Below are 25240 nucleotides of genomic sequence, written 5' to 3'. Positions count from 1 at the left end.
GTGGAAGAGACTGCAGGGCTGCAGCCTCTCAATTTGACGACTTAGATGAGGTTTCCACCGCCCAGGCTGTCCAGGCCGCTCGAACGGTTGTCCTTCTTTGGCAGCCGCTCACCACTGAAATCAATGGTCGGCCCCTGAGAGGGCGTTTTTGGGCGAGGACGGTTTTCTTCTGGCGTGTTCAAGTAGGTCTGCAAAAGGGTGTTTTCGAAACTCAGATGACTGGAAAAAATATCCATCACGGTATCCTCTGTAAGTTCAGTTCGCGTCGAAGGCTGTCGACGCGGACCGAAACTACAGAGCGTGGGAAGCCTGAGCTATAAACAAATCGCGTCAAAACGAGACGACGCAGGTGTGGGAATCGTCATTCACCTTGGGCACCCTAAATCGGAACTCCCTGCTGCGGCCCAGCTCACTTTTCGCAACGATTTTTCCGACACCTAACCGCCGCCGAGCCTTCGGCGAAGTGATGTCGCGAAGCTATTAATGCATCGACGCTCCCTGCTGGGTCAGTGCGGTTTGTACGCATTCGAGCAGATGGCGGGTGCTCCACGGCTTGGGCAGGAACCGTACCGATCCCCCCAACTGCGCCGCCAGCCTGGTGTTGCCGGACGTCAGCACCACCGGCACCGCTGGCCAACGATGGGCCACCACTCGACTCAGGTCATAGCCGTTGAGCAATCCAGGCATCTGGATATCACTCACAATCAGGTCCACCGGGTCATCGGCCCGCTCCAGGTAAATCATGCCTTCATCCGCCGAAGGAAACGAGGTGACATGCGCACCGAAATCCTCCAGTACGTCGACCATTAACGCGCGAATGATTTCGTCGTCTTCCAGCACTAAAATCGATGGCTGAGCCATGATCCTTACTCCACCATCAGGGTTCAGTAGGGTGGAGTGGGGCGCAGCGCATTAGGTTCGATCAGATATGCCTGGAACGATGGATGGTCGTTCTGAGGGACCCGGTTGCGTATTGACCGGGTGCTGCTGCACGATACCGGCGCTTTTCCACCTACCACCGGCCTGCTTCCCACAGGCCGTGACATAAGGCCGTCAACCGTGACCACTCGGCCGCGCAGATCGACCGGGATGACCCGTGGTTCAGGGCGCTGGCATCGGTGGTGACGGCATGGACCGAAGCGGTGATCTGGATGGGCATGCGCTCCTGACAAACCGGCATAATCACCCGTATCACCCGATGTGGAGCCCTTATGAAATACCGCGCCTTACTGACCTTCGCCCTGATCCTCAACACCGGCGCGGCCTGCGCCGCCGGCGATGCCGAAGCGGGCGGCAAGCTCTTCGCCAAAACCTGCGGCGGCTGCCATAACATCGGCGAGGGCGCGCGCGGCGGCTTTGGCCCCGAACTCAACGGCATCATCGGCAGGCCTGCCGGCACTACCGCCGACTATCAGTATTCGGATGCGATGAAAAACTCCGGGGTGGTCTGGACCCGCGAAAAACTCGCGGCCTATATCGAGGCGCCGAAGAAGGTAGTGAGCGGCACTCGCATGATCTTCTGGGGCATCAGCGATCAGGAAAAAATCGACAACATCCTGGCGTATCTGGAGATGTTTCAACCCCAGTGATTCTGACCTCGTGTGGGAGTTGTCGAGCCCCACATGAAACCTGCGTCGTTCTGAAGTTCCTATACTTAACCGCCCAGCTGCCTATTCTGCTGCGGAACATTCCGTACAAACACCGGCCCAGTTAGCACTTACTTTCACACCAATAAGAACATCCCCTGTGAGGGCATGTGAGTTATACCCTGCAGCCAAAACTGACAGGCAAGTAGGACCGTTCTGATTTCTATCTGATCCCCTCTATAAGCAGCAGAGCGTTTGCTACGGTCGCGAAAAAACGCGATGGAAATGCTAAATGCTGACGTTCCATACGCTATGGAAAAACCATCCGGAAATCTTCGGAGACGCCGCCCCGTGCCGAACCCACTTCTTCAAGGTTTTTTTGGCACCGGGGCAATGAAACGTTCGGTAACCGTAGTGGTGACCACATTGATTTATGGAATGGGCGGCGATTGACGGATTGGCTGAGCTATCCGCGAATTCAGTTGGCGTTCTCGATCAAAGGGATCGTTCTCGGATTGTCACCAGTCAAGGGAGATTTGGTGTTGGAGCGTTATATGAAGGTCTGTAAGGGGGGCGTGTTCGTGTTTTTGGTGGTTGCCGTGGCGGTTGCGGTGTTCAACGGGGTGGTGGTCGCGGTGTCGGCGTACTTTGGGCCGTTCTATGAGGGGGATGCGGAGCAGACTCGGAATTTTGGGATTTGGTTGTTGGGGAATGGCGTCACTGTCGTGGGGGCGGTTGTGGGTGGGGTGGTTTGGTATTGCCGGTATTTGGGGCGGCCGCGGGGCTGATGGCCTGCGCCCATATTTGACGGTGTGCATCCATTGAATCAGGCATGCCTGCAGTAAAAAAGACCTTGGGACGCCAAGGTCTTTTTTTGCCCGCTGATCAGGTCAGTAGGTGCTTGGAAATCCGGAGCGAAAGTCCCGGACGATTCCACGGAATAGGCCACGCTGTTTTTGTACGGCAGCGAGGGCGAAGTCGACCATGGGCCTGTCCTGTGTATGACGTTTTGCTCGCAGATCTGTATCTAACGCGCGCTTGTCGCACGCCCTACCATGGCGCTCGACACGACAACGTTGGCCAAGGGGCTTTCGCCGACAACACCCTCATTCAGGAGCTGCACGATGCCCGCACTGTCCAACTGGCTTGCCTATGGCCTGATCTCACTGGGCATGGTGCTGACGCCCGGGCCGAACATGATTTACCTCATTTCCCGCTCGATTTGCCAGGGGCGCACGGCCGGTTTGATTTCCCTGGGCGGGGTGGCGTTGGGTTTTATCGTTTACATGCTGTGCGCGGCGTTGGGTATCACCGCATTGGTCATTGCGGTTCCCTTGGCATACGACGCGCTGCGACTCGGCGGGGCGTTGTATCTGGTCTACCTGGCCTGGCAGGCGGTCAAGCCGGGTGGTCGTTCGCCTTTTCAGGTGCGGGACTTGCCCCAGGACAGCCCGCGCAAGCTGTTCATGATGGGCTTTGTGACCAACCTGCTGAACCCTAAAGTCGCGGTGATGTATCTGTCGCTGCTGCCGCAGTTCATCGACCCGAACGGCCACGGCAGTGTGCTGACGCAATCTTTGGTGCTGGGTTTTACGCAGATTTTCATTAGCGTGGGCGTCAACGCAATGATTGCCATGATGGCGGGCTCCATCGCGGTGTTTTTCGTCACCCGGCCCGGTTGGCAGGTGGCGCAGCGCTGGCTGATGGGCTCAGTGCTGATGGGCTTGGCCGTGCGTATGGCGGTTGACGGGCGGCGGTAATTGGGCAGGCGCTATTGACGCTGGCCGGCACGCTGATCACCGATTCACTGGATGTCTTTCAAATAGTCCTTGAGGGTGGTTAGCGGCGCGGGCAGTGCATCGAGTTGACGGACGTTTTGCACGTCAGTCGCCAACCGCCGCAATTCCCGCCCCAGCACCGTCTGGGCGCCGCCCACTGTATCCAGCGCCTGCACCGCGCACTCCTCGATCTTGAGTTGAATCGCAGGCAGATCCCCCCGTCGCACCAATAACCCAAACACTTCCCGCTCGTACCCGTCCATCACCAGATCGTCACGCAAAACCGGGCTGCCGCCGTCGGTCTCGTGCACCAGTTTCAGTGCGAAGAGCGCAACCGCTTCCAGCGTCAATTCCATGGTCTCGCTTCCTCAGGCTTTGGTGGGGAGGGCGATGATCACTGTTCTGCGCCGGAAAAAAAAGACCCACGCGTCAGCGCTCCAGGATCAGTTCCACGCGGCGGTTGCGGCAGCCTGGTTGCGGGTGACCTCCGCCATGCTCGCGTTTTCCACTTCAGCGCAATCAGGGCGCGCGGTGGCGCGGCAGCTTAATATCGCCAATGGCGAGGCGTTGGGCTGCGGATGGCGTGTAACCAGCGGATTGTTGGGTTTCTTAACCGCATTGGCGGTAACCAATTGTATGGGCCGGATGGGCGGACGCTGCGAAGAGACTCAGAACTTCACGTTGAAGCCGGCATACATCGCCCGAGGCGCCGCCGGGGTGATGGTTTGCGGATTGGATAGCCCAAGCGACGGGATGTCGCCAACGGCGGCGAACGTACCGTAGGTGGCATATTTGCGATCAAGGGCATTGTCCAGTTTCGCGAAGAGTTTGATTGTTTGGGTAAGCTGATAATCGCTGTGGACATTGAACACCGCGTACCCGGCCAACTTGGCGTTCTGGTTTGAATCGTCGCCAACGTAATACTGGCTACTGTTGGCGATCATGTCTGCGCCGAGGGTCAAGGCAGGTGTCAATTTATAATCCCCGCCCATCTTCAATTGCCATGGCGAAATACCGGGGATTTTTTCGCCTCGGGCGACAGCAATATTGCCGTTGGCATCGGCTTGAGGATTGTTGGCCGACGTCAGGCTCAGGTTGGATTGGTAGGTTGCATCGACATAGGCCAGCGTCGTGTAGGCAGACCAGTCGGAAGTTCGGTACTGGACGTAGGCATCGATACCCTGGCGACGGGTTTTGCCCGCATTCACATAGTAGCCATAGCCTGGGACCAGGCTGCTGGGCTGGCTGACGATGTCATCGGTGTTGTTAGTCCGGAAAGCGCCGAGTTTCCAGTCAATCGTCGAGTCGGCGCCCACCGTGCTGTGACCACGAAGACCTGCCTCGTATGTTTTTGAGACCACCTGTTTCAGGGTTGGGTCTGACACCAGGAAGCCTTCGAGCAAGCAGGGTTTCGCCGGGTTTGCGCAACCCAGTTCGAGCGGTGTGGGCGCGCGGTTGGCTTCGGAGTAGCCGCCGTACACGGTCAGGTCTGGCGTCAGCTTGTAGGTGAGGCCTGTGAGTGGGTTCAAGCGAGCGTAGCGATGATCACCGGTGAGTTCAGGCGAGTTGCCCAGCGCGTCACTCAGGTTGATCTGAGCGATATTCAGCCGCGCACCGAGCGTGGCCGACAGGCGATCAGTGATGTCGAGCGTATCGGAGGAAAACAGCCCCTGATAGGTATTCTTCGCGCTTAGCCTGACCGGTTGAATCAAGCCATCGCTGGTCTGATAAGTGATTCCGGAGCCGATTACGTAAGGATCTATCGTGGTGTCCGGTATCGTCCCGAGTTCATTGCTTCCGGAAAACGACAGGCTGGAATAATCGATGTTGGCACCTGCCACGAAATGATTGTTCAGCTTTAGGAGCGAGCCGTCATACGTGGTCTGGAGAGAGACGCCGACGGTGTCGGAGTCGACGTGAGTGCGGTCTATCGACCCGGCGATCCCCTGGTTCAATCCGCTGCCAGGCAGCAAGTTCGATGCTAGGTTTTCTCCGCTCCTGGCGTTCTGCGCGGCCGCGTCGCCAAGGCATAACTGCGTGGGATCGCCCGTACATGCCGCCACATCGGAGGTGTTGCCATCGACATGTTTCTGGTCGAAATGGCGCACGTAGATATTGCTTTGCACCGCCCAGTCGTCATTGATCGATACCTTGCCGTTAAGGCCGATCATCAACATGTTGTTTTCGGTTGTCTGGGGAAACGTGTAGACGCTTGAGTATCTACGCGCCAGTTCCTCGACCGGGGTCGGGCCAATGACCCCCAGCGTGTTCGACGCGCCCGAGAGGCTTAGATGGAACTCACGCTCGTCGTCCTTGTAGCCAAGGTCGGTGTAGAACCGCTTGATCCTCGAAGAGGAGTGATCACGCCAGCCGTCTTCATGGATTTCTTCACCGGAGGTGTAGAAGGCCCAGTTGTCTTTTTGGGCACCGTATTGCAGAGAGCTGCCGAGGCGTCCGAACGACCCTCCTGTGACCTCGGCTTCCAGTCCGTCATAGGTGAAGCCGTTCTTGAGTTGCAGATTGATCGCCCCGCCGAGGGCGTTGAGTCCGAAGACCGGATTGCTGGTCCATACGTCAGCACGGTCAATGGCCACGGTGGGCACCAGGTCAAAATTCACGGTATCGCCGAACGCTTCGTTGATACGCACGCCGTTCATATAAACGGCCAGCCCCTGCGGGGTTCCTTGCGTAGCGGAGGCCCTGAAGCCACGCAGATTGATGTCCTGCGAGAACGGGTTGCCCTGGACATCGGAGATCTGAAGGCCTGGGGTCTGTTGAGAGAGCGTGTCCAAGACTGAGGCTGATTTATTGCGGTCGAAATCATCGGCAATCAGCGATTGAGTATCGGTCGGCACTTTATCCCGATCGATTGAGTCGCCGGCTACCGGAGAACTGCCGATGACTTGGATCGTCGGCAATTCCGTTTCTTGCGCGTGCGCGACAATGGGGACGCAAATGCAGGCCGAGCAGAGGAGCATACGTTTTAACGTCTGGTGCATGGTCGGCCTGCGTATTTGTTTTTATTTTTTCGCAATTTACCAATACGTATAACCCCGGACGTCGGGGGGCACTTGATAAAGCGCGAGGGGGTATGAAAACCATATTCCTGACGTGACAAATACGTCAACGCCTCTTTGCAAAATCACGACCTATTAATAGGGGAGTTAAGACTTTTGGATGAGGCGAAGGGGGGCGCGTCTCTTACACTATTATTTTCGGTGTGGCAGTAATAAGGATGAGGAGGTTAGTTAGCTAACTACAGTCGCCAAGGTTTCCTTTCTATTATGCCCATGGCGGGCGATTGCGTATTCGCCGTCTACCCGTACAAATTTCCGCCCGCGCCAGGGGCGGGCGCCGAGGTTCTGAATCTCCCAGGTTTTCTGAAGCGTCTCACCTTGCAGCACCACGGTTTGGCCTGGGGTGGTGACATCTGCGTTGAAGATGGCTATGTCGTTGGTGTCACGCAGGCCGGTGGCGCGATGGGTGCGCTCAGAAAGGCATCGCCTAGCGGAGCGTTCTGCCCGTCTTGAAGTGGATGGGGTTTATGGCGCACTTACGTTTTTTTCTGCGTCTGTGGAAAACTATCCTGAGCGTGAATAAAATCGCGTGCTCCTCAATCCGCCAGACGCTATTTTAAATGAACGGGTCAAACCTTAAAGTTACCTATTTGCTGCTGGAGCACGTTTCCTAGGGTCGCCAAGTTACTGCTTGAATGGGCAGTTTTCTCGCACGATAAAGCTGAGTCATCCGCAATATCGCGAACTGAAGTAACACTACGGTTGATTTCTTCAGCCACACAACTTTGTTCCTCACCTGCAGTTGCGATTTGCCTTACCATCTGCTGGATGTTGTCAATCATCTCCACGATGGTGTCAACCGAGTTTCCGGTGTTTGAAACCTGTATGACGGTTTCATCAGTCAGACCGCGACAGACTTCCATCATCTCGGCAGCTTCTTCAGCTATTTTTTGCAGATTGGCGGTCAGCGTTCCAATCTCTAGGGTCGCGCCCTGAGTTCGTTTGGCAAGCGTTCTCACCTCATCGGCTACCACCGCAAACCCTCGACCAGCATCGCCCGCCCTAGCCGCTTCGATAGCCGCATTTAGCGCCAACAAGTTGGTTTGATCAGCGACGGAGGTGATGACTTGCAATACACCGCCTATATTCAAACTCTCCTTTTTGAGTTGTGCCATCGCTGCGGCAGATTTTGCCACTTCAGAGGCCAGACGTTTTATCTGGTTGATTGCGTCTTTCGCCATGGTGCCACCGGCCTGCGCTTGAAGGTTAGCGCTGAGTGCAGCATGGGCTGCTGCTTCGGAGTTGCGCGCAACTTCAAGGGTGGTTGCTACCATTTCGTGGATCGCGGTCGCGACTTGGTCGATTTCAATTCTCTGGCTTTCTACACCGACACGGGTCTGCTCTGTCGCAGAGGAAAGCTCCACAGCCGCAGTAGAGATAACTTCCGATGAAGTATTGACCTGGCTAATAAGCAAGCTCAGGCGTGACTGCATTTCACTTAAGGAGGACAGCACGCTACCAGTCACTGACATTTTTGCTTCGGAAATCGGGCGCAAGTCACCACTGGCAACGCGCTGAGCGATTGTCGACAAGACGGTGGGCTCTGCACCAAGGGCACGTGATAGTCCACGAACTATTAGAATAGTAAGCGCCACCCCTATGACAATCGCTATCGCGCAAAAAAGCATCATGAAATTCCGATTGTTTTTATATTCAGCCTGCGAGTCACTAACACTAATCTGTGCGCTCTTTGAGTTGAAGTCCTTGTAGTTGTTGACGCTGGCCACCAATTTTTTTAGGAGTGGCAAACATTCGTTATTCATCATGTTAATGGCTGCGCTATTATCGCCACTCATGGCCAGTCGCGTAATCTCTAAGGCGACAGGGCCATAGACTTTCTCAATTTTCTCAATCTCAGCAAGCAAGTTTCGGGCAGTATCACTATTGGCAGATGGAGGCAATGCGTTTACTCCAGCTACTAATTCCGACAAAAGCCTTTTAACGTTCTGATGTTCGGCGTTTATGCTGTCGGCCTCAGACTGTCGGTCAGTTGCAGAGGTGACCAGTACAAGATTGCGCGCTGAAATAGCACGTTGCTGCGCAGCGAGCAGCAAATCATTCATCAAACCCATGCGCATATCCAAACCATCGACATAGCTTGAGAAACGCAGGTTCGACTCATTTAAGCTAATGACTGATAACGCAGAAGCCATTAATATAATGAATACCATTGTTCCAAAGCCTAACATCAACTTTGTTCTTACCAATAAGGTAGTTAACATGTAGGTATTCCTCTCGCTTTCAGTCTTTCTTGTGGCGCAACTAGGAGTATGGCGTATTGACACTATGCGGCTTGCGGTGCGAGTATTTCAAGGGGTAAATCCAGTTTTGATAAGAAATCTATCATTTAAAAAACAAACAACTCAATCGAATTGCTTGTGTGATCTGCTGATATCTATTCGAATACGCCCTGTGTCCCTGGTTGTGCACTTGCTGTGCAAGTATTCTTGTGAATAAGAAGCGCTCTATATTTAACTTGGTTGTACTTAATTGGCTCCCATAACGGGGCATTGGTTAAATGCCCCACAGCAAAGCCCACTCCGGTGGGCTTTTTTGCGCTGGGTGGTTTGAGTCCGTGTCCGTTCAGGCGTCAAATGGGGGAATCGGGGTCAGTCCCCTGATTGTTCGACAACGCCTTGCCGCTACTTGGATTATTTGTTCGTCTGACAAACCAATAGGTGTTTTAGCGCAGTAATGGTCAGAACCTGAGTTCTGCGTACCGTCCGAGAGCATCGTGGATCAATATTTCGCAAATACCGAACCTCGCCTTCTGTTCAGATATTGGGGCAAGGCAGATCCAGATAAAGTCTTTTCGCATATAAAGGCCGGAAAAGAGCCACCATCACGATTTTAGGATTCTACGTCGATTTCAGAAAAGTAGCTCAGGTCTATACCGGCTAGGAATTCACGTAGAGGCGCGATTTAGGGCTCATGTTTTGATCTACCGAACATTCGTCGGAGTTTTACACCCCCGGCCGATAGCGAACGCTCAGTCAAGCACGCTATCCGGATGAAACGTTAATCGATCTTCGTCCGCAGCGCGTAACGCAGCATCCCCATCCAGATAGTACTCGTCTAATTGGGGCGGTGTGACATGGGTGCCCGACAGCATGGCGTGAATCTGTCCTCGGTGATGGATCTGATGCTGAAACAGGTGTAGCAGCAGGCGGTCAACTTGCTCCATAACGACTCCCTGAGCCCTAACAACGCCTACCAGATGGCTCAATGTGCGCTCGTCCAAGTGTTCACAAAAGGCTACCAGCCGCTCGTCCACAGTCGATTGAAGCTGCGCGCTCTGTGCTAGCGACATGTCTCCAGGAAGCTCTTGGCGTTGCGCTTCCAAGTCGGCGTTTAATGCCGCCAGATAGAACTGGTCTACATCCAGTATATGCAGCAGTGTTCGCTCTATTGAGGGAAAGAAGCCCGTTCTGGTGGCGACATATTCCTCATGACTCAACGCCAGGCATGCCGAAAGCAATCGCCGATTCGACCACCTGTTATTTTGTGCCTGCGCCAAGAAGTAGTTCACTCGGGATTACCTAGTGGATTCGTTTGGGGTTCAAGGATAGGCCATACCCCCGCAATCCCAAAACCCACACCTCCGCCCATCCAGGAGGTGTCCAATGATCAACCTACCCCTCAACAAAACCCTAGGTGTCATCACCTTTTCCACCTGTGGCAAACAGCCCAACCTTCACCGGCTATTCCGCGTCAATTCCGGCGTGCCCATCCGCGATGCCCTGGAGCATGCCTCCGAGTTGCTGCGCTGTTCAAAACTGCTGGCGTTGGATGCCGCCATGGACACGGGCGCGGATCGTTATGCCTGGGCGGCGCATTATTTGGGGGAGATGGCGAAGGCGGTGGTGGATGATTTGGCGAATGGGGTGTTGCCCAATGGGGTGATGGAGGAGGGTGACGTGGCGGGTATTTAGTCTGGTGGTTTGAGGGCGTTGCGGCTGACGCTATCGCAGGCAGCCAGCTCCCACAACGGGCCGTGTTTCAAGTTGAGGGAGCGGTGGCCAGGGATTTTGTCGGTTGCCCACTTTTCGACAGGCGAAAAAAAAGACCTTGAATTTCAAGGTCTTTTTTTAAGATGGTGCCCCGAGGGAGAATCGAACTCCCACTTCTTTCGAAAACGGATTTTGAATCCGCCGCGTCTACCAATTCCGCCATCAGGGCTCAATGGCGGCGAAGTATAGAGATGAGATTACCGTTGGTCAATCACGTTTCATGGTCAATTTTGACTATTTCCGCTAGACTTCCCGGCCCTGCTAGACGAACCCCATCATGCGCGTTGCTGACTTTACTTTTGAGCTCCCTGATTCGCTGATCGCTCGCCACCCTTTGGCCGAGCGTCGCGCCAGTCGACTGCTGACCCTGGACGGGGTGAGTGGTGCCCTCGCACACCGTCAATTCACTGATTTGCTTGAGCATTTACGCCCAGGCGATTTGATGGTGTTCAACAATACCCGTGTGATTCCGGCGCGGCTGTTTGGCCAGAAAGCCTCCGGCGGCAAGCTGGAAATTCTGGTGGAGCGGGTGTTGGACAGCCATCGCGTGCTGGCCCATGTGCGTTCCAGCAAGTCGCCGAAACCGGGTTCGACCCTGCTGATCGATGGCGGTGGCGAAGCCGAGATGGTGGCGCGCCATGATGCGTTGTTCGAGCTCAAGTTTGCCGAGGAAGTGTTGCCGCTGCTGGAACGCGTCGGCCATATGCCGTTACCTCCTTATATAGACCGCCCCGACGAAGACTCGGACCGCGAGCGCTATCAGACGGTCTACTCCCAGCGCCTCGGCGCCGTGGCCGCGCCGACGGCCGGGCTGCATTTTGACCAGCCGTTGCTGGATGCGATCACCGCCAAGGGCGTCGAGACTGCGTATGTGACCCTGCACGTGGGGGCCGGGACGTTTCAGCCGGTGCGTGTGGATAACATCGAAGACCACCATATGCACAGCGAATGGCTGGAAGTCAGCCAGGACGTCGTGGACGCGGTCAACGCGTGCAAGGCGCGCGGCGGACGGGTTATTGCCGTGGGCACCACCAGCGTGCGTTCCCTGGAAAGCGCGGCGCGTGATGGCGTGCTCAAGCCGTTCAGTGGCGACACCGATATCTTTATTTACCCTGGCCGGCCGTTTCATGTGGTCGATGCCCTGGTGACCAACTTCCATTTGCCGGAATCCACGCTGTTGATGCTGGTGTCGGCATTTGCCGGTTATCCGGAAACCATGGCTGCTTATCAGGCCGCCATCGACAATGGATACCGTTTTTTCAGCTACGGTGATGCGATGTTTATCACCCGTAATCCGGCGCCGACTGCCCCTAAAGACGCGGGCCCCGAGGAACAACTATGAGCCGTATGTCGTTTGAATTGCTGGCCACTGACGGCAAAGCCCGTCGCGGTCGCCTGACGTTCCCACGCGGCACCGTCGAGACCCCGGCATTCATGCCTGTGGGCACCTACGGCACCGTCAAAGGCATGATGCCGCGCGACATCGTCGCCACCGGCGCCGAGATCATCCTCGGCAACACCTTCCACCTGTGGCTGCGCCCGGGCACGGAAGTGATCAAGAAGCACGGCGACCTGCATGACTTCATGAAGTGGCAAGGCCCGATCCTCACTGACTCGGGTGGTTTCCAGGTGTTCAGCCTGGGCGCGATGCGCAAGATCAAGGAGGAGGGCGTGACCTTCGCCTCGCCGGTCGACGGTTCCAAAGTGTTCATGGGCCCGGAAGAGTCGATGCAGGTCCAGCGCGACCTGGGCTCCGACATTGTGATGATTTTTGACGAATGCACGCCGTACCCGGCTGATGAAGACGTCGCGCGGGTTTCCATGGAGTTGTCGCTGCGTTGGGCCCAGCGCTCGAAGAACGCCCACGGCGACAACACCGCGGCGCTGTTCGGTATCGTCCAGGGCGGCATGCATGAAAGCCTGCGTAAACGCTCGCTGGAAGGCTTGGACAAGATCGGCTTCGACGGTCTGGCCATCGGCGGTCTGTCGGTAGGTGAGCCCAAGCACGAGATGATCAAGGTGCTGGATTACCTGCCGGGCCTGATGCCGGCTGACAAACCTCGTTACCTTATGGGCGTTGGCAAACCGGAAGATCTCGTAGAGGGTGTGCGCCGCGGTGTGGACATGTTCGATTGCGTGATGCCAACCCGTAATGCCCGCAATGGGCATCTGTTCATCGATACAGGCGTGCTGAAGATCCGTAACGCGTTCCATCGCCATGATGATTCGCCGCTCGATCCCACCTGTGACTGCTACACCTGCCAGAACTTCTCCCGTGCTTATCTGCACCATCTGGACAAGTGCGGGGAAATGCTGGGTAGCATGTTGAATACCATCCACAATTTGCGTCACTACCAAGTCCTGATGGCTGGTTTGCGCGAGGCTATTCAACAGGGTACATTGGCCGCCTTCGTCGATGCCTTCTATGCCAAGCGCGGGCTCCCTGTGCCGCCCTTGGACTGAGTTTTCCGACCCTAAGATTCACTATTTGCAACTGGAGTGCTAAATGAGCTTTTTTATCTCTAACGCCATGGCTGATGCCGCTGCGCCTGCTGCTGCCGGCCCCCTGGGCGGTGGTTTCGAGTGGATTTTCCTGGTCGGCTTCCTGGTCATCTTCTACCTGATGATCTGGCGTCCACAGGCCAAGCGCGCCAAAGAGCAGAAAAACCTGCTCGGCAGCCTGCAAAAAGGTGACGAAGTTGTGACGACCGGCGGTATCGCGGGCAAGATCACCAAGGTTTCCGACGCTTTCGTGGTTCTGGAAGTCTCCGACACCGTAGAAATGAAGTTCCAGAAGGGCGCCATCGCCGCCACGTTGCCTAAAGGCACGCTCAAAGCGATCTAAGTTCCAACCTTTACCAATCGACGGGGCGCGCAAGGCGCCCCGCGTTATAAGCGGGCGGCGTGATGCTGAACAAATACCCTCTGTGGAAATACCTACTGATCCTGGCGGTGCTGGCGATCGGTTTTATTTATTCCGCTCCCAATCTCTATCCTGATGACCCTGCGATCCAGATCTCTGGCGCCAGCACTTCGCTGAAGGTCAATCAGGCTGACCTGGAACGCGCGAGCAAAGCGCTCACCGATGCGGGTATCCAGGTTAAAGCGGCAACCTTGGCAGCTGATGCGAAGGGCGGCTTGTTGCGCCTGACCAAGCAAGAAGACCAGTTGCCGGCCAAAGACGTCGTGCGCAAGGCCATGGGTGACGACTATGTTGTCGCGCTCAACCTGGCACAGACCACGCCAAAATGGCTGCGCAGCATTGGTGCGCACCCGATGAAGCTGGGTCTGGACTTGTCCGGTGGTGTTCACTTCCTGCTGGAAGTCGACATGGACAAGGCCCTCGACGCGCGCCTGAAAGTCTACGAAGGCGACGTGAAGAGCCTGCTGCGTAAAGAGAAGTTGCGTTATCGCAGCCTGCCGCAGCTCAACGGTGCCATCCAGCTGGGCTTCTCTGACGAGGCCGCGCGCGAACAGGCCCGTGCGCTGATCCGCAAGAACTTCAACGATTTCGACATCGTACCGGCCGACCTCAACGGTCAACCTGTACTGCGTCTGGCGATGACCCCGGCCAAGCTGGCGGAAATCCGCGAATACTCCATCAAGCAGAACTTGACCACGGTACGTAACCGCGTCAACGAACTGGGTGTGGCCGAGCCGATCGTTCAGCGCCAGGGTGCCAACCGCATCGTGGTTGAGCTGCCGGGCGTGCAGGACACCGCTGAAGCCAAGCGCATCCTCGGTAAGACAGCCAACCTGGAATTCCGTCTGGCCGCCGAGCCGGGTGCTTCCAAAGCCACTTCCGAGACCTTCGAGTTCCGTGAAGGCAACCGCCCTGCGGCGCAGATCGAGCGTGGCTTGATCATCACCGGCGACCAGGTGACTGACGCCAAGGCCGGTTTCGGCGAGCACGGTACGCCTGAAGTGAACATCCGCCTGGATGGCCACGGCGGCGAACTGATGAGCCGCGCCACGCGCAGCAACGTCGGTCGCAGCATGGCGGTGATCTTCATCGAGCAACGCCCGATCACCACCTACACCAAGCAAATGGTCAACGGCGTCGAGAAAGACGTGCCGGTGCAGACCTTCAAGGAAGAGAAGAAGATCATCAGCCTGGCGACCATCCAGTCGCCGCTGGGTGCTCAATTCCGCATCACCGGCCTGAACGGCCAGGGCGAATCGTCCGAGCTGGCCCTGCTGCTGCGTGCCGGTGGCCTGGCTGCGCCGATGTACTTCGCTGAAGAGCGCACCATCGGCCCGAGCCTGGGTGCCGACAACATCACCAAGGGTGTCGATGCGGCCTTGTGGGGCATGCTGTTCGTGTCGCTGTTCATCATCGCCATCTACCGCTTCTTCGGCATCATCGCTACCGTGGCCCTGGCGGGCAACATGGTGATGCTGCTGGCCTTGATGTCGCTGCTGGGTGCTACGCTGACCCTGCCAGGTATCGCCGGTATCGTGCTGACCATGGGTATGGCGGTGGACGCCAACGTGCTGATCTTCTCGCGGATTCGTGAAGAGATCGCCGCTGGCATGACCGTGCAGCGTGCAATCAACGAAGGCTTCGGCCGGGCATTTACCGCGATTCTCGACTCCAACCTGACCACATTGCTGGTCGGCGGGATTCTCTTTGCCATGGGTACCGGCCCGGTCAAAGGTTTTGCGGTGACCATGTCCCTCGGTATCTTTACCTCGATGTTCACGGCCATCATGGTGACCCGCGCAATGGTCAACCTGATCTTTGGCGGGCGTGACTTCAAGAAGTTGTGGATTTAAGGGGCTGCCATGTTACGTACAATCAACTTCATGGGCGTTCGCAATATTGCGTTCGGCGTCACTGTGCTCCTTACCGTTCTGGCGTTGTTCAGCTGGTTCCATAAGGGCCTTAACTACGGTCTGGACTTCACCGGCGGTACGCTCATCGAGCTGACCTACGAGAAGCCAGCCGACGTTAGCCAGGTGCGCAGCGAGCTGGTCAAGGCCGGCTATCACGAAGCTATCGTGCAGAGCTTCGGTGCGACCACCGACCTGCTGGTGCGCATGCCGGGCGAAGACCCGCAACTGGGTCATCAGGTCGCCGAGGCCTTGCAGAAGGTCGGCGGTGATAACCCAGCGTCGGTCAAGCGCGTCGAGTTCGTCGGCCCGCAAGTGGGTGAAGAGCTGCGCGACCAGGGTGGTCTCGGCATGCTGATGGCGCTCGGCGGCATCATGATCTACCTGGCTTTCCGCTTTCAGTGGAAGTTCGGGGTTGGCGCCATTGTGTCGCTGATCCATGACGTGGTGGTAACCGTGGGTATCCTGGCGTACTTCCAGATCACCTTCGACCTGACCGTACTGGCTGCCGTGCTGGCGATCATTGGTTACTCCCTCAACGACACCATCGTGGTATTCGACCGGGTTCGAGAGAACTTCCGGGTACTGCGCAAGGCGACGCTGATCGAGAACATCAACATCTCCACCACTCAGACCCTGTTGCGGACCATGGCGACGTCGATCTCCACCTTGCTGGCGATCGCGGCACTGATGATCTTTGGTGGTGACAACCTGTGGGGCTTCTCCCTGGCGCTGTTTATCGGCGTTCTGGCGGGCACCTACTCGTCGATCTACATCGCCAACGTGGTGCTGATCTGGCTGAACCTCAACAGCGAAGACCTGATCCCTCCGGCCGCGACTGGCAAGGAGGTCGACGACCGCCCTTGATGGGTGAGCGTTGATTTGTTGTTACAAAGAAGGCGCGAGTATTGAACTCGCGCCTTTTTTTTTGCTCCAAGGCTGGGTATAGCGCGGATCTTTCGGTCCGTTTGTGATGGTCAGGAGGTTCAACGTGAACAAGTCGTTGCTGGTTGGTGCGGTATTGGGTGCTGTCGGTGTGACTGCCGGGGGTGCTGTTGCCACCTATAGCCTGGTAAAAAGCGGCCCTGAGTATGCGCAAGTGCTGGCGGTGCAGCCGGTGAACACCCAGATTAAGACGCCTCGCGAGGTCTGCAAGGACGTCGCAGTGACCCGGCAGAAGCCGGTGCAGGATCAACACCAGATCGTTGGTACGGTGGTCGGTGCGCTGGCGGGTGGCCTGTTGGGTAACCAGGTCGGTGGCGGTAACGGTAAGAAACTGGCCACCGTAGCCGGTGCGGTCGGTGGCGGCTACGCCGGTAACAAGGTTCAGGAAGGCATGCAGAACCGCGATACCTACACCACCACGCAAACCCGTTGTAACACCGTCAACGACATCAGCGACAAGGTTGTCGGCTATGACGTGCGTTACACCTTGGGTGGCAAGGAAGGTACGGTGCGCATGGATCGTGATCCAGGCGGTCAGATCCCGGTCGATAAAGAGGGGCGTTTGATTCTCGGTCAGAACCAGCCGTAATTCCGGGCCTGGCGCAGTTCACAATGTGGGGAGGGGGCTTGCCCCCGATGGCGGTGTGTCAGTCAGTCTATCTGTAGCTGAAACTCCGATATCCGGGGCAAGCCCCCTTCCACGGTTGGCTTGTGGTGTTGCTGGTATTTAAGTTAACGCCAAATTCCAGGCATAAAAAAAGCACCCCGAGGGGTGCTTTTTTGTGCTCGCTCGCTCGCTTAGCGCTTCAGCGAAGCCGGCAGGTGCGGCTGGATCGCCGTCAATACTGCCTTGAAGCATTTGGTGTTACCGGCAACCACGTGGCCCTTTTCCAGGAAGTCGTGACCACCAGTGAAGTCGCTCACCAGGCCGCCGGCTTCTTGGATCAGCAGCGCGCCCGCCGCCATGTCCCACTCGGACAGGCCCGATTCCCAGAATGCATCAAAACGACCGGCGGCCACGTAGGCTAGGTCCAGGCTGGCTGCACCGGCGCGGCGGATGCCGGCGGTCTGGCCAACCAGGGCGCGGAACATGCCCAGGTAGTTGTCCAGGTTGTCCATCTGGTCGTCACGGAATGGGAAGCCGGTGCCCAGCAGGGCGCCGTCCAGGCTGGTGCGGCCGCTGACGCGCAGGCGACGACCGTTCAACTGGGCTCCACGGCCACGGCTGGCGGTGAATTCTTCCTGGCGAACCGGGTCCAGCACAACGGCGTGTTCCAGGCGGCCACGGTATTTGCAGGCGATGCTCACGGCAAAGTGCGGGATGCCGCGCAGGAAGTTGGTGGTGCCATCCAGTGGGTCGATGATCCACAGGTAGTCTTCGCCTTCGCCGCTGCCTTTATGCATGCCGGTTTCTTCGCCGAGAATGCTGTGGGTAGGGTAGGCCTTGCGCAGGGCGTCGATGATTTTCTGCTCGGCGGCGCGATCCACCTCGGATACATAATCCTTGGCGTCTTTTTCGTCGACCTTGATGGTATCCAGGCGCTCGATGGAGCGGAAGATCAATTCACTGGCGCTGCGGGCGGCGCGCAGCGCGATATTCAGCATGGGCTGCATGGATGTGTCACCTAAGGTTGTTAAAGAAAGCCGAGCATTCTAGCAGAAACTTTCTTCAGGTGAAGGACGACGTGAGCTTTCATGGCATAACCTTAGGCTGTTCTGTAAGATTTGCTCCCCTTTCCCGTGTCCGAGAGCGCCTCCCTTGCTGCAAAACATTCGTGTCGTCTTGGTCAATACCAGTCATCCCGGCAATATCGGCGGGGTGGCGCGAGCCATGAAAAACATGGGGCTGACGCGCCTGGTGCTGGTCGAGCCGCGCGTGTTCCCGCACCACGAGGCCGATGCCCGTGCCTCTGGCGCCAATGACATCCTTGAAAATGCCCAGGTCGTCGCCACCCTGGAAGATGCATTGGTCGGCTGCAACCTGGTGCTTGGCACCAGCGCCCGCGACCGTCGAATCCCTTGGCCATTGCTCGATCCGCGTGAGTGCGGGACCAAAGTGGTGGAGGAAGCCGCCGGCGGCGCTGAAGTCGCCCTGGTGTTCGGTCGTGAAGACTCCGGCCTGACCAACGAAGAGCTGCAGCGATGTCATTATCACGTGCATATTCCATCAGACCCCGAGTTCAGCTCGCTGAACCTCGGGGCGGCGGTGCAGGTGTTGAGTTACGAAGTGCGCATGGCCTGGCTGGCCGCTGAAGGGCAGCCGAGCAAGGTCGAGAAGGATGAAGTGGCATCGACCAAAAGTGGCGAGTTGGCCACCATGGACGAGCTGGAGCGGTTCTATGAGCACCTGGAGCAAACCCTGGTGGCCATTGAATTCCTCGATCCGGAAAAACCCCGGCACTTGATGGCGCGCCTGCGTCGCCTGTACGGACGCAGCTCGGTCAGTCGAGCGGAAATGAATATATTGCGTGGCATCCTCACGGAAACCCAGAAAGCGGCCCGTGGCGAGCTTCTTAAGCGGAAGGATTAAAAATGTTCGAGCGTTTGCGAGAAGATATCCAGAGTGTTTTCCACCGGGACCCGGCGGCGCGCAATGCCTTTGAAGTGCTGACTTGCTACCCGGGCATGCATGCGATCTGGATTCATCGGCTGTCCGGTGCCTTGTGGGGCATGGGTTGGAAATGGCTGGCGCGGGTGGTGTCCAACTTTGGGCGCTGGTTGACCGGCATCGAGATTCACCCGGGCGCCAAGGTCGGCCGCCGCTTCTTCATCGACCACGGTATGGGCATCGTCATTGGCGAGACCGCCGAAATCGGCGATGACGTGACCCTGTACCAGGGCGTGACCCTTGGCGGTACCAGTTGGAATAAAGGCAAGCGCCACCCGACCCTGGAAAACGGCGTGGTGGTAGGGGCGGGCGCCAAGGTGCTTGGCCCGTTCACTGTGGGGGCTGGGGCCAAGGTCGGCTCCAATGCAGTGGTGACCAAAGCCGTGCCGCCCGGGGCAACCGTGGTTGGGATTCCAGGGCGGATCATCGTCAAGCCGGAAGTCGGTGATGAGCAGGAAGCCAAGCGCAAGGCTATGGCCGAGAAGATCGGCTTCGATGCCTACGGCGTCAGCGAAGACATGCCCGACCCGGTGGCTCGTGCCATCGGCCAGTTGCTTGATCACCTGCAGGCGGTAGATGGCAAGCTGGACGGCATGTGTGGTGCTCTGAAGGAGTTGGGCAGCAGCTATTGTGCGAAAGACCTGCCTTCGCTGCGCGAAGAGGACTTCGCCGAGATCAAAGACGAAGCCGCCACCAAGGTCGGCTGAAGTCTCACGATCAGCCGAAATACCCTGTGGGAGGGGGCTTGCCCCCGATAGCGGTGGTTCAGTCACCCAATACATTGACTGATCCGTCGCCATCGGGAGCAAGCCCCCTTCCGCATGTTGATCTCCATTGGTCTCTGAATTCCTGCTCGGCCCTGTTCCTGCTGTTCGTCCCCACCCCATCCTGATATTATTTGCGCGCCCTTTTTACGGCTAATCCTGACTAAAGTACTAGGTCTTATAGTTGACTTAAATACTCGGGAATCGCATACTTGCTCCCATTCTGAAACACCTTGGTACTTGTCCATGAGACTGACTACAAAAGGCCGATACGCGGTGACCGCCATGCTTGATTTGGCTTTGCACGCGCAAACTGGGCCGGTGTCCCTGGCCGATATCTCCGAGCGCCAAGGCATTTCCCTGTCCTACCTCGAACAGCTGTTCGCCAAATTGCGCCGCAGCAATCTGGTCTCCAGCGTGCGTGGGCCGGGTGGCGGCTATCAACTGTCCCGCGATATGCAGGGTATCCAGGTGGCCCAGGTGATCGACGCGGTCAACGAATCCGTCGATGCCACCAAATGCCAGGGTTTGGGTGATTGCCACGCCGGCGACACCTGCCTGACCCACCACTTGTGGTGTGACTTGAGCCTGCAGATCCATGAGTTTTTGAGTGGTATCAGCTTGGCTGATCTTGTGACTCGCCGTGAGGTGCAAGAAGTAGCCCAGCGTCAGGACCAGCGCCGTTGCAACACCAAGGCGCCGCGTCTGGACAAGATTGAAGCGTCCGCCGTCGAGTGACAGCCGAAGAGCTAACGGCACGCCAGCCAGCCTGATTTAGGAGAAAGTCCATGAAATTGCCGATTTACCTTGATTACTCAGCGACCACCCCAGTTGATCCACGTGTCGCGCAAAAGATGAGCGAATGCCTGCTGGTTGACGGAAACTTCGGCAACCCGGCGTCCCGTTCCCACGTATTTGGCTGGAAAGCCGAAGAAGCGGTTGAAAACGCTCGTCGTCAAGTCGCTGACCTGGTGGGTGCCGACCCACGCGAAATCGTCTGGACCTCCGGAGCTACCGAATCCGACAACCTGGCAATCAAGGGCGCCGCGCATTTCTACGCGACCAAAGGCAAGCACCTGATCACCACCAAGATCGAGCACAAGGCGGTCCTCGACACCATGCGCCAATTGGAGCGTGAAGGGTTCGAAGTCACCTACCTCGAGCCGACCACCGACGGTATCGTGACGCCGGCGATGATCGAAGCGGCGATGCGTGAAGACACCATCCTCGTTTCCGTGATCCACGTGAACAACGAAATCGGCACCATCAACGACATCGCGGCCATCGGCGAGCTGACCCGCTCCAAAGGTGTGTTGCTGCACGTCGACGCTGCTCAGTCCACCGGCAAGGTCGACATTGACCTGTCGAAGCTGAAAGTCGACCTGATGTCGTTCTCGGCGCACAAAACCTACGGTCCTAAAGGCATCGGTGCCCTGTACGTGAGCCGCAAACCTCGCGTGCGCATCGAAGCCACCATGCACGGTGGCGGTCACGAGCGCGGCATGCGTTCGGGCACCCTGGCGACCCACCAGATCGTTGGTATGGGCGAAGCATTCCGCGTAGCCAAGGAAGACATGGCTGCCGAAAACGTGCGCATCAAGGCTCTGAGCGATCGCTTCTACAAGCAGGTCGAAAACCTTGAAGAGCTGTACATCAATGGCAGCATGACTGCCCGTGTACCGCACAACCTGAATTTGAGCTTCAACTACGTCGAAGGCGAGTCGCTGATCATGGCGCTCAAGGACCTGGCGGTTTCGTCCGGTTCGGCCTGCACCTCGGCCTCCCTTGAGCCGTCCTACGTGCTGCGCGCCCTTGGCCGCAACGACGAACTGGCGCACAGCTCGATCCGCTTTACGTTTGGCCGTTTCACCACCGAAGAAGAAGTCGACTACGCCGCGCAGAAAGTCTGCGAGGCCGTCACCAAGCTGCGCACCTTGTCGCCGCTCTGGGATATGTACAAAGACGGCATCGATATTTCCAAGATCGAGTGGGCGGCACACTAACTATAGAAGCCGCCACCCCGGCTCTGTAGGAACGTGGCGGAAAACGCAGGCGTTTTTACAGGGCTCCAGAGCGGCCCTGATGAGTGAGGATTCAGTACCATGGCTTACAGCGAAAAGGTCATTGACCACTACGAAAACCCGCGCAACGTCGGCAAGATGGATGCGGAAGACCCTGATGTCGGCACCGGCATGGTCGGCGCTCCGGCGTGCGGCGATGTGATGCGCCTGCAGATCAAAGTCAATGAGGCGGGCGTTATCGAAGACGCCAAGTTCAAGACTTACGGCTGCGGTTCGGCTATCGCCTCCAGCTCCCTGGCGACCGAATGGATGAAAGGCAAGACCCTGGATGAGGCTGTGACTATCAGCAACACCCAACTGGCCGAAGAACTGGCTCTGCCGCCAGTGAAAATCCACTGCTCCGTGCTCGCAGAAGACGCCATCAAGGCCGCCGTTCGTGACTACAAGCAGAAGAAAGGCTTGATCTAAGCATTTGGCGACGAGTAAGGAGTCAACGATGGCTATCAGCATGACAGAAGCGGCTGCGCGGCACGTGCGACGCTCCCTGGATGGGCGCGGTAAAGGTGAGGGGATTCGTCTGGGTGTTCGCACCACGGGCTGTTCCGGCCTTGCCTATGTGCTGGAGTTTGTCGACGAGGTGGTGGGGGAAGATCAGGTGTTCGAAAGTCACGGCGAGAAAGTGATCATCGACCCGAAAAGCCTGACCTACCTGGACGGCACCGAACTCGATTTCGTCAAGGAAGGGTTGAACGAAGGCTTCAAGTTCAACAACCCCAACGTGCGCGGTGAATGTGGCTGCGGCGAAAGCTTCAACATCTGAGGCTACTTGTGGGCAATCCTTGTCATTTCGCTTTATTCGAGCTGCAGCCGAGCTTTCGGCTGGACCTCGAGCAGCTTGCCAGGCGCTACCGTGAATTGGCGCGTGGCGTGCATCCGGACCGCTTCGCTGACGCTTCCGAGCGCGAGCAACGCCTGGCGCTGGAGCAATCGGCCAGCCTCAACGAAGCCTATCAGACGCTCAAAAGCCCCCCCAAGCGCGCGCGTTACCTGCTCGCGATGAATGGTGGTGAGTTGCCGCTGGAAGTCACGGTGCATGATCCGGACTTTCTGATGCAGCAGATGCAGTTGCGCGAAGAGCTCGAAGACTTGCAGGACGAAGCCGATCTGGCGGGTGTCGCGGTCTTCAAGCGGCGTCTGAAAGTGGCTCAGGATGCGCTCTACGAAAGCTTCGCAGCCTGTTGGGATGATGCAGCGCAACGTGAGCAGGCAGAACGCCTGATGCGGCGCATGCAGTTCCTCGACAAGCTCACCTACGAAGTGCGCCAGTTAGAAGAGCGCCTCGACGATTAACCCAGCGCTGCCCATGTTGCACGCCTGAAAGACAGATAAGACCTGATTACCATGGCCCTACTGCAGATCGCCGAACCCGGCCAAAGTCCTCAACCGCACCAGCGTCGCCTGGCGGTCGGAATCGACTTGGGCACCACCAATTCCCTGGTCGCCGCCTTGCGCAGCGGCCTGTCCGAGCCGCTGCCCGATGCTGATGGCCAGGTGATCCTGCCGTCGGCAGTGCGCTATCACGCTGATCACACCGAAGTCGGTGAGTCGGCCAAGCGGGCAGCCTCTACCGATCCATTGAACACCGTGCTGTCGGTCAAGCGCTTGATGGGTCGTGGGTTGTCCGACGTCAAGCAATTGGGTGACCAGTTGCCGTACCGCTTTGTTGGCGGTGAGTCGCACATGCCGTTCATCGACACCGTCCAGGGCCCGAAAAGCCCGGTGGAAGTGTCGGCCGATATCCTCAAGGTGCTGCGCCAGCGCGCGGAAACCACCTTGGGCGGCGAACTGGTCGGCGCGGTAATTACGGTTCCAGCCTACTTTGATGACGCTCAGCGCCAAGCCACCAAGGATGCGGCGAAGCTCGCCGGCCTGAACGTGCTGCGTCTGCTCAACGAGCCGACCGCTGCTGCCGTGGCTTACGGCTTGGATCAGCATGCCGAAGGCTTGGTCGCAATTTACGACCTGGGCGGCGGCACCTTTGATATTTCAATCCTGCGCCTGACTGGCGGTGTCTTTGAGGTGTTGGCCACTGGTGGTGATACGGCCCTGGGCGGCGATGACTTCGACCACGCGATCGCCGGTTGGATCATCAACAGTGCCGGTTTGTCTGCTGACCTAGACCCCGGCGAGCAGCGCCATCTGCTGCAAACCGCCTGTGCCGCCAAGGAAGCCCTGACTGGCGCGGTCTCTGTTGACGTTTCCTACGGCAATTGGTCGGCCCAACTGACCCGTGAAGCCTTCGATTCGTTGATCGAGCCGATGGTCGCCCGCAGCCTCAAGGCTTGCCGCCGCGCCGTGCGTGATTCCGGTGTTGAGTTGGAAGATGTCGCTGCCGTGGTGATGGTCGGTGGTTCGACCCGTGTGCCGCGCGTTCGCGACGCTGTCGCCGAAGCGTTTGGCCGTCAGCCGCTGACTGAAATCGATCCGGATCAAGTGGTGGCCATTGGTGCCGCGATCCAGGCCGATACCCTGGCAGGCAACAAGCGCGACGGTGGCGAACTGCTGCTGCTCGACGTGATTCCGTTGTCCCTGGGGCTGGAAACCATGGGTGGCCTGATGGAGAAGGTGATTCCACGCAACACCACCATCCCCGTCGCCCGCGCCCAGGACTTCACCACTTACAAAGATGGCCAGACGGCCATGATGATTCATGTGCTGCAAGGCGAGCGTGAGCTGATCAGCGACTGCCGCTCCCTGGCACGCTTTGAATTGCGCGGTATCCCGGCGATGGTTGCGGGTGCGGCGAAAATTCGCGTGACCTTCCAGGTCGACGCTGATGGCCTGCTCAGTGTGGCTGCGCGTGAATTGGGCTCGGGCGTTGAAGCCAGCATCCAGGTCAAGCCGTCCTACGGTCTGACCGATGGCGAAATCGCCAAGATGCTCAAGGATTCGTTCCAGTATGCCGGTGACGACAAGGTCGCCCGCGTACTGCGTGAGCAGCAAGTCGATGCCCGGCGCCTGCTCGAAGCGGTGCAGGGCGCACTGGAGGTCGACGGCGAACGCCTGCTGGATGCTGAAGAGCGCATGGTCATCGACCTGCAGATGAAGGAGCTGGCCGAATTGATGAAAGGCTCCGATGGCTATGCCATCGAGCAGCAGACCAAGCGCTTGTCGCAAGTGACCGATGCCTTCGCCGCCCGCCGCATGAACCAGACGGTAAAAGCCGCCCTGGCGGGCCGCAACCTGAATGAAATTGAGGAATAATTGATGCCGCAGGTCATTTTTCTGCCACACGCCGAGCATTGCCCGGACGGTATGGTCGTGGAGGCTGAGACCGGCAAGTCCATCCTCGAAGTTGCCCATGAGCACCACATCGAAATCGAGAGTGCGTGCGGTGGTGTCTGCGCTTGCACCACTTGCCACTGCATTATTCGCGAGGGTTTCGACTCTCTGGAAGAGGCGGACGAGTTGGAAGAAGACTTTCTTGACCGTGCCTGGGGCCTGGAGCCGACTTCTCGCCTAAGCTGTCAGGCCAAGGTCGGGACTGAAGACATCACCGTCGAAATTCCGAAATACTCGCTCAACCATGCGGCCGAAGCGGCGCACTGACTGGTGGTA

General features: G+C 57.7%; 26 protein-coding genes and 1 tRNA gene. 19 read left to right on the top strand and 8 right to left on the bottom strand.

Annotated features, from left to right (window positions below):
- Nucleotides 1-41 precede the first annotated feature (41 nt).
- Together ACP7CJ_RS09615 and ACP7CJ_RS09610 are read right to left on the bottom strand one after the other, a co-directional pair.
- A complete protein-coding gene (locus ACP7CJ_RS09615) occupies nucleotides 42-236 on the bottom strand; it encodes a hypothetical protein (RefSeq protein ID WP_426100193.1) in 195 nt (64 codons plus the stop codon).
- Between the two features lie 244 nt (nucleotides 237-480).
- Nucleotides 481-861 (bottom strand): response regulator, encoded by a 381-nt coding sequence (locus ACP7CJ_RS09610; RefSeq protein ID WP_426100192.1) that lies wholly within the window; start codon nucleotides 859-861, stop codon nucleotides 481-483.
- A 350-nt stretch (nucleotides 862-1211) separates the two neighbouring features.
- Between ACP7CJ_RS09610 and ACP7CJ_RS09605 the strand changes: the two genes are divergently transcribed.
- The 3 genes from ACP7CJ_RS09605 (at nucleotide 1212) to ACP7CJ_RS09595 (ending at nucleotide 3346) form a co-directional block, all read left to right on the top strand.
- A complete protein-coding gene (locus tag ACP7CJ_RS09605) occupies nucleotides 1212-1589 on the top strand; it encodes a c-type cytochrome (RefSeq protein ID WP_276194785.1) in 378 nt (125 codons plus the stop codon).
- A 446-nt stretch (nucleotides 1590-2035) separates the two neighbouring features.
- Nucleotides 2036-2374 carry a hypothetical protein gene (locus tag ACP7CJ_RS09600; protein WP_426100191.1) on the top strand — a complete coding sequence of 113 codons (339 nt, stop codon included), beginning with the start codon at nucleotides 2036-2038 and terminating at the stop codon, nucleotides 2372-2374.
- Nucleotides 2375-2710: 336 nt separating this feature from the next.
- The gene (locus ACP7CJ_RS09595) at nucleotides 2711-3346 is read left to right on the top strand and encodes a LysE family translocator (RefSeq protein ID WP_426100190.1); all 636 of its coding nucleotides are present in this window, start codon (nucleotides 2711-2713) and stop codon (nucleotides 3344-3346) included.
- A gap of 44 nt (nucleotides 3347-3390) precedes the next feature.
- On the opposite strand, the gene ACP7CJ_RS09590 is transcribed toward ACP7CJ_RS09595, so the two are convergent.
- From ACP7CJ_RS09590 to ACP7CJ_RS09575, 4 genes are all read right to left on the bottom strand, one after another.
- Entirely contained in the window at nucleotides 3391-3720 is a 330-nt protein-coding gene (locus tag ACP7CJ_RS09590; protein WP_247396101.1) for a hypothetical protein, read from the bottom strand.
- 312 nt (nucleotides 3721-4032) lie between these two features.
- Complete coding sequence (locus ACP7CJ_RS09585) at nucleotides 4033-6363, bottom strand: TonB-dependent receptor (RefSeq protein WP_426100189.1); 2331 nt, start codon at nucleotides 6361-6363, stop codon at nucleotides 4033-4035.
- Between the two features lie 647 nt (nucleotides 6364-7010).
- Nucleotides 7011-8663: a methyl-accepting chemotaxis protein gene (locus tag ACP7CJ_RS09580; protein ID WP_426100188.1), complete on the bottom strand. Its 1653-nt coding sequence runs from the start codon at nucleotides 8661-8663 to the stop codon at nucleotides 7011-7013.
- 767 nt (nucleotides 8664-9430) lie between these two features.
- On the bottom strand, nucleotides 9431-9970 hold the full coding sequence (locus ACP7CJ_RS09575) for a DinB family protein (RefSeq protein ID WP_426100187.1): 540 nt from the start codon (nucleotides 9968-9970) through the stop codon (nucleotides 9431-9433).
- Between the two features lie 94 nt (nucleotides 9971-10064).
- Here ACP7CJ_RS09575 and ACP7CJ_RS09570 point away from each other — a divergent pair, with 94 nt between their 5' ends.
- Nucleotides 10065-10373 (top strand): DUF3077 domain-containing protein, encoded by a 309-nt coding sequence (locus tag ACP7CJ_RS09570; protein WP_426100186.1) that lies wholly within the window; start codon nucleotides 10065-10067, stop codon nucleotides 10371-10373.
- Nucleotides 10374-10535: 162 nt separating this feature from the next.
- On the opposite strand, the gene ACP7CJ_RS09565 is transcribed toward ACP7CJ_RS09570, so the two are convergent.
- Nucleotides 10536-10620, bottom strand: a tRNA-Leu gene (locus ACP7CJ_RS09565).
- A gap of 108 nt (nucleotides 10621-10728) precedes the next feature.
- Between ACP7CJ_RS09565 and queA the strand changes: the two genes are divergently transcribed.
- The 6 genes from queA (at nucleotide 10729) to ACP7CJ_RS09535 (ending at nucleotide 16818) form a co-directional block, all read left to right on the top strand.
- Nucleotides 10729-11793 (top strand): tRNA preQ1(34) S-adenosylmethionine ribosyltransferase-isomerase QueA, encoded by a 1065-nt coding sequence (queA, locus tag ACP7CJ_RS09560; RefSeq protein WP_426100185.1) that lies wholly within the window; start codon nucleotides 10729-10731, stop codon nucleotides 11791-11793.
- A 5-nt stretch (nucleotides 11794-11798) separates the two neighbouring features.
- Nucleotides 11799-12914 carry a tRNA guanosine(34) transglycosylase Tgt gene (tgt, locus tag ACP7CJ_RS09555; RefSeq protein ID WP_276197995.1) on the top strand — a complete coding sequence of 372 codons (1116 nt, stop codon included), beginning with the start codon at nucleotides 11799-11801 and terminating at the stop codon, nucleotides 12912-12914.
- A 43-nt stretch (nucleotides 12915-12957) separates the two neighbouring features.
- Nucleotides 12958-13296: a preprotein translocase subunit YajC gene (gene yajC, locus ACP7CJ_RS09550; protein ID WP_076017553.1), complete on the top strand. Its 339-nt coding sequence runs from the start codon at nucleotides 12958-12960 to the stop codon at nucleotides 13294-13296.
- A 62-nt stretch (nucleotides 13297-13358) separates the two neighbouring features.
- Entirely contained in the window at nucleotides 13359-15227 is a 1869-nt protein-coding gene (gene secD, locus ACP7CJ_RS09545; protein WP_247399230.1) for a protein translocase subunit SecD, read from the top strand.
- A gap of 9 nt (nucleotides 15228-15236) precedes the next feature.
- A complete protein-coding gene (gene secF / locus ACP7CJ_RS09540; RefSeq protein ID WP_247399227.1) occupies nucleotides 15237-16151 on the top strand; it encodes a protein translocase subunit SecF in 915 nt (304 codons plus the stop codon).
- Nucleotides 16152-16275: 124 nt separating this feature from the next.
- Complete coding sequence (locus ACP7CJ_RS09535; protein WP_276194748.1) at nucleotides 16276-16818, top strand: glycine zipper 2TM domain-containing protein; 543 nt, start codon at nucleotides 16276-16278, stop codon at nucleotides 16816-16818.
- A 209-nt stretch (nucleotides 16819-17027) separates the two neighbouring features.
- Here the strand turns inward: ACP7CJ_RS09535 and suhB are convergent, their stop codons facing one another.
- Complete coding sequence (suhB, locus tag ACP7CJ_RS09530; RefSeq protein WP_276194746.1) at nucleotides 17028-17843, bottom strand: inositol-phosphate phosphatase; 816 nt, start codon at nucleotides 17841-17843, stop codon at nucleotides 17028-17030.
- A 145-nt stretch (nucleotides 17844-17988) separates the two neighbouring features.
- Here suhB and trmJ point away from each other — a divergent pair, with 145 nt between their 5' ends.
- From trmJ to fdx, 9 genes are all read left to right on the top strand, one after another.
- A complete protein-coding gene (gene trmJ / locus ACP7CJ_RS09525) occupies nucleotides 17989-18759 on the top strand; it encodes a tRNA (cytosine(32)/uridine(32)-2'-O)-methyltransferase TrmJ (RefSeq protein WP_426100184.1) in 771 nt (256 codons plus the stop codon).
- A 2-nt stretch (nucleotides 18760-18761) separates the two neighbouring features.
- On the top strand, nucleotides 18762-19544 hold the full coding sequence (cysE, locus tag ACP7CJ_RS09520; RefSeq protein ID WP_426100183.1) for a serine O-acetyltransferase: 783 nt from the start codon (nucleotides 18762-18764) through the stop codon (nucleotides 19542-19544).
- Nucleotides 19545-19847: 303 nt separating this feature from the next.
- Nucleotides 19848-20339, top strand: a complete 492-nt coding sequence (iscR, locus tag ACP7CJ_RS09515; protein WP_003194020.1) for a Fe-S cluster assembly transcriptional regulator IscR — start codon at nucleotides 19848-19850, stop codon at nucleotides 20337-20339.
- 50 nt (nucleotides 20340-20389) lie between these two features.
- Nucleotides 20390-21604: an IscS subfamily cysteine desulfurase gene (locus ACP7CJ_RS09510; RefSeq protein ID WP_247399828.1), complete on the top strand. Its 1215-nt coding sequence runs from the start codon at nucleotides 20390-20392 to the stop codon at nucleotides 21602-21604.
- 99 nt (nucleotides 21605-21703) lie between these two features.
- A complete protein-coding gene (gene iscU, locus ACP7CJ_RS09505; protein WP_010565229.1) occupies nucleotides 21704-22090 on the top strand; it encodes a Fe-S cluster assembly scaffold IscU in 387 nt (128 codons plus the stop codon).
- 28 nt (nucleotides 22091-22118) lie between these two features.
- Nucleotides 22119-22442 (top strand): iron-sulfur cluster assembly protein IscA, encoded by a 324-nt coding sequence (gene iscA, locus ACP7CJ_RS09500; RefSeq protein ID WP_276194733.1) that lies wholly within the window; start codon nucleotides 22119-22121, stop codon nucleotides 22440-22442.
- Between the two features lie 8 nt (nucleotides 22443-22450).
- Nucleotides 22451-22972, top strand: a complete 522-nt coding sequence (hscB, locus tag ACP7CJ_RS09495) for a co-chaperone HscB (RefSeq protein ID WP_426100182.1) — start codon at nucleotides 22451-22453, stop codon at nucleotides 22970-22972.
- A gap of 51 nt (nucleotides 22973-23023) precedes the next feature.
- Nucleotides 23024-24886, top strand: coding sequence for a Fe-S protein assembly chaperone HscA (gene hscA, locus ACP7CJ_RS09490; protein ID WP_426100181.1), 1863 nt, complete (start codon nucleotides 23024-23026; stop codon nucleotides 24884-24886).
- Nucleotides 24887-24889: 3 nt separating this feature from the next.
- Nucleotides 24890-25231, top strand: a complete 342-nt coding sequence (gene fdx, locus ACP7CJ_RS09485) for an ISC system 2Fe-2S type ferredoxin (RefSeq protein ID WP_247399833.1) — start codon at nucleotides 24890-24892, stop codon at nucleotides 25229-25231.
- Nucleotides 25232-25240 lie beyond the last annotated feature (9 nt).

Origin of the sequence: Pseudomonas sp. PSPC3-2 (assembly GCF_049897085.1) — a bacterium.
GTDB classification, from domain to species: domain Bacteria; phylum Pseudomonadota; class Gammaproteobacteria; order Pseudomonadales; family Pseudomonadaceae; genus Aquipseudomonas; species Aquipseudomonas paraveronii.
The sequence above is the reverse complement of the archived record's forward strand: the minus strand, read 5'-3'. Positions and strand labels throughout refer to the sequence as shown.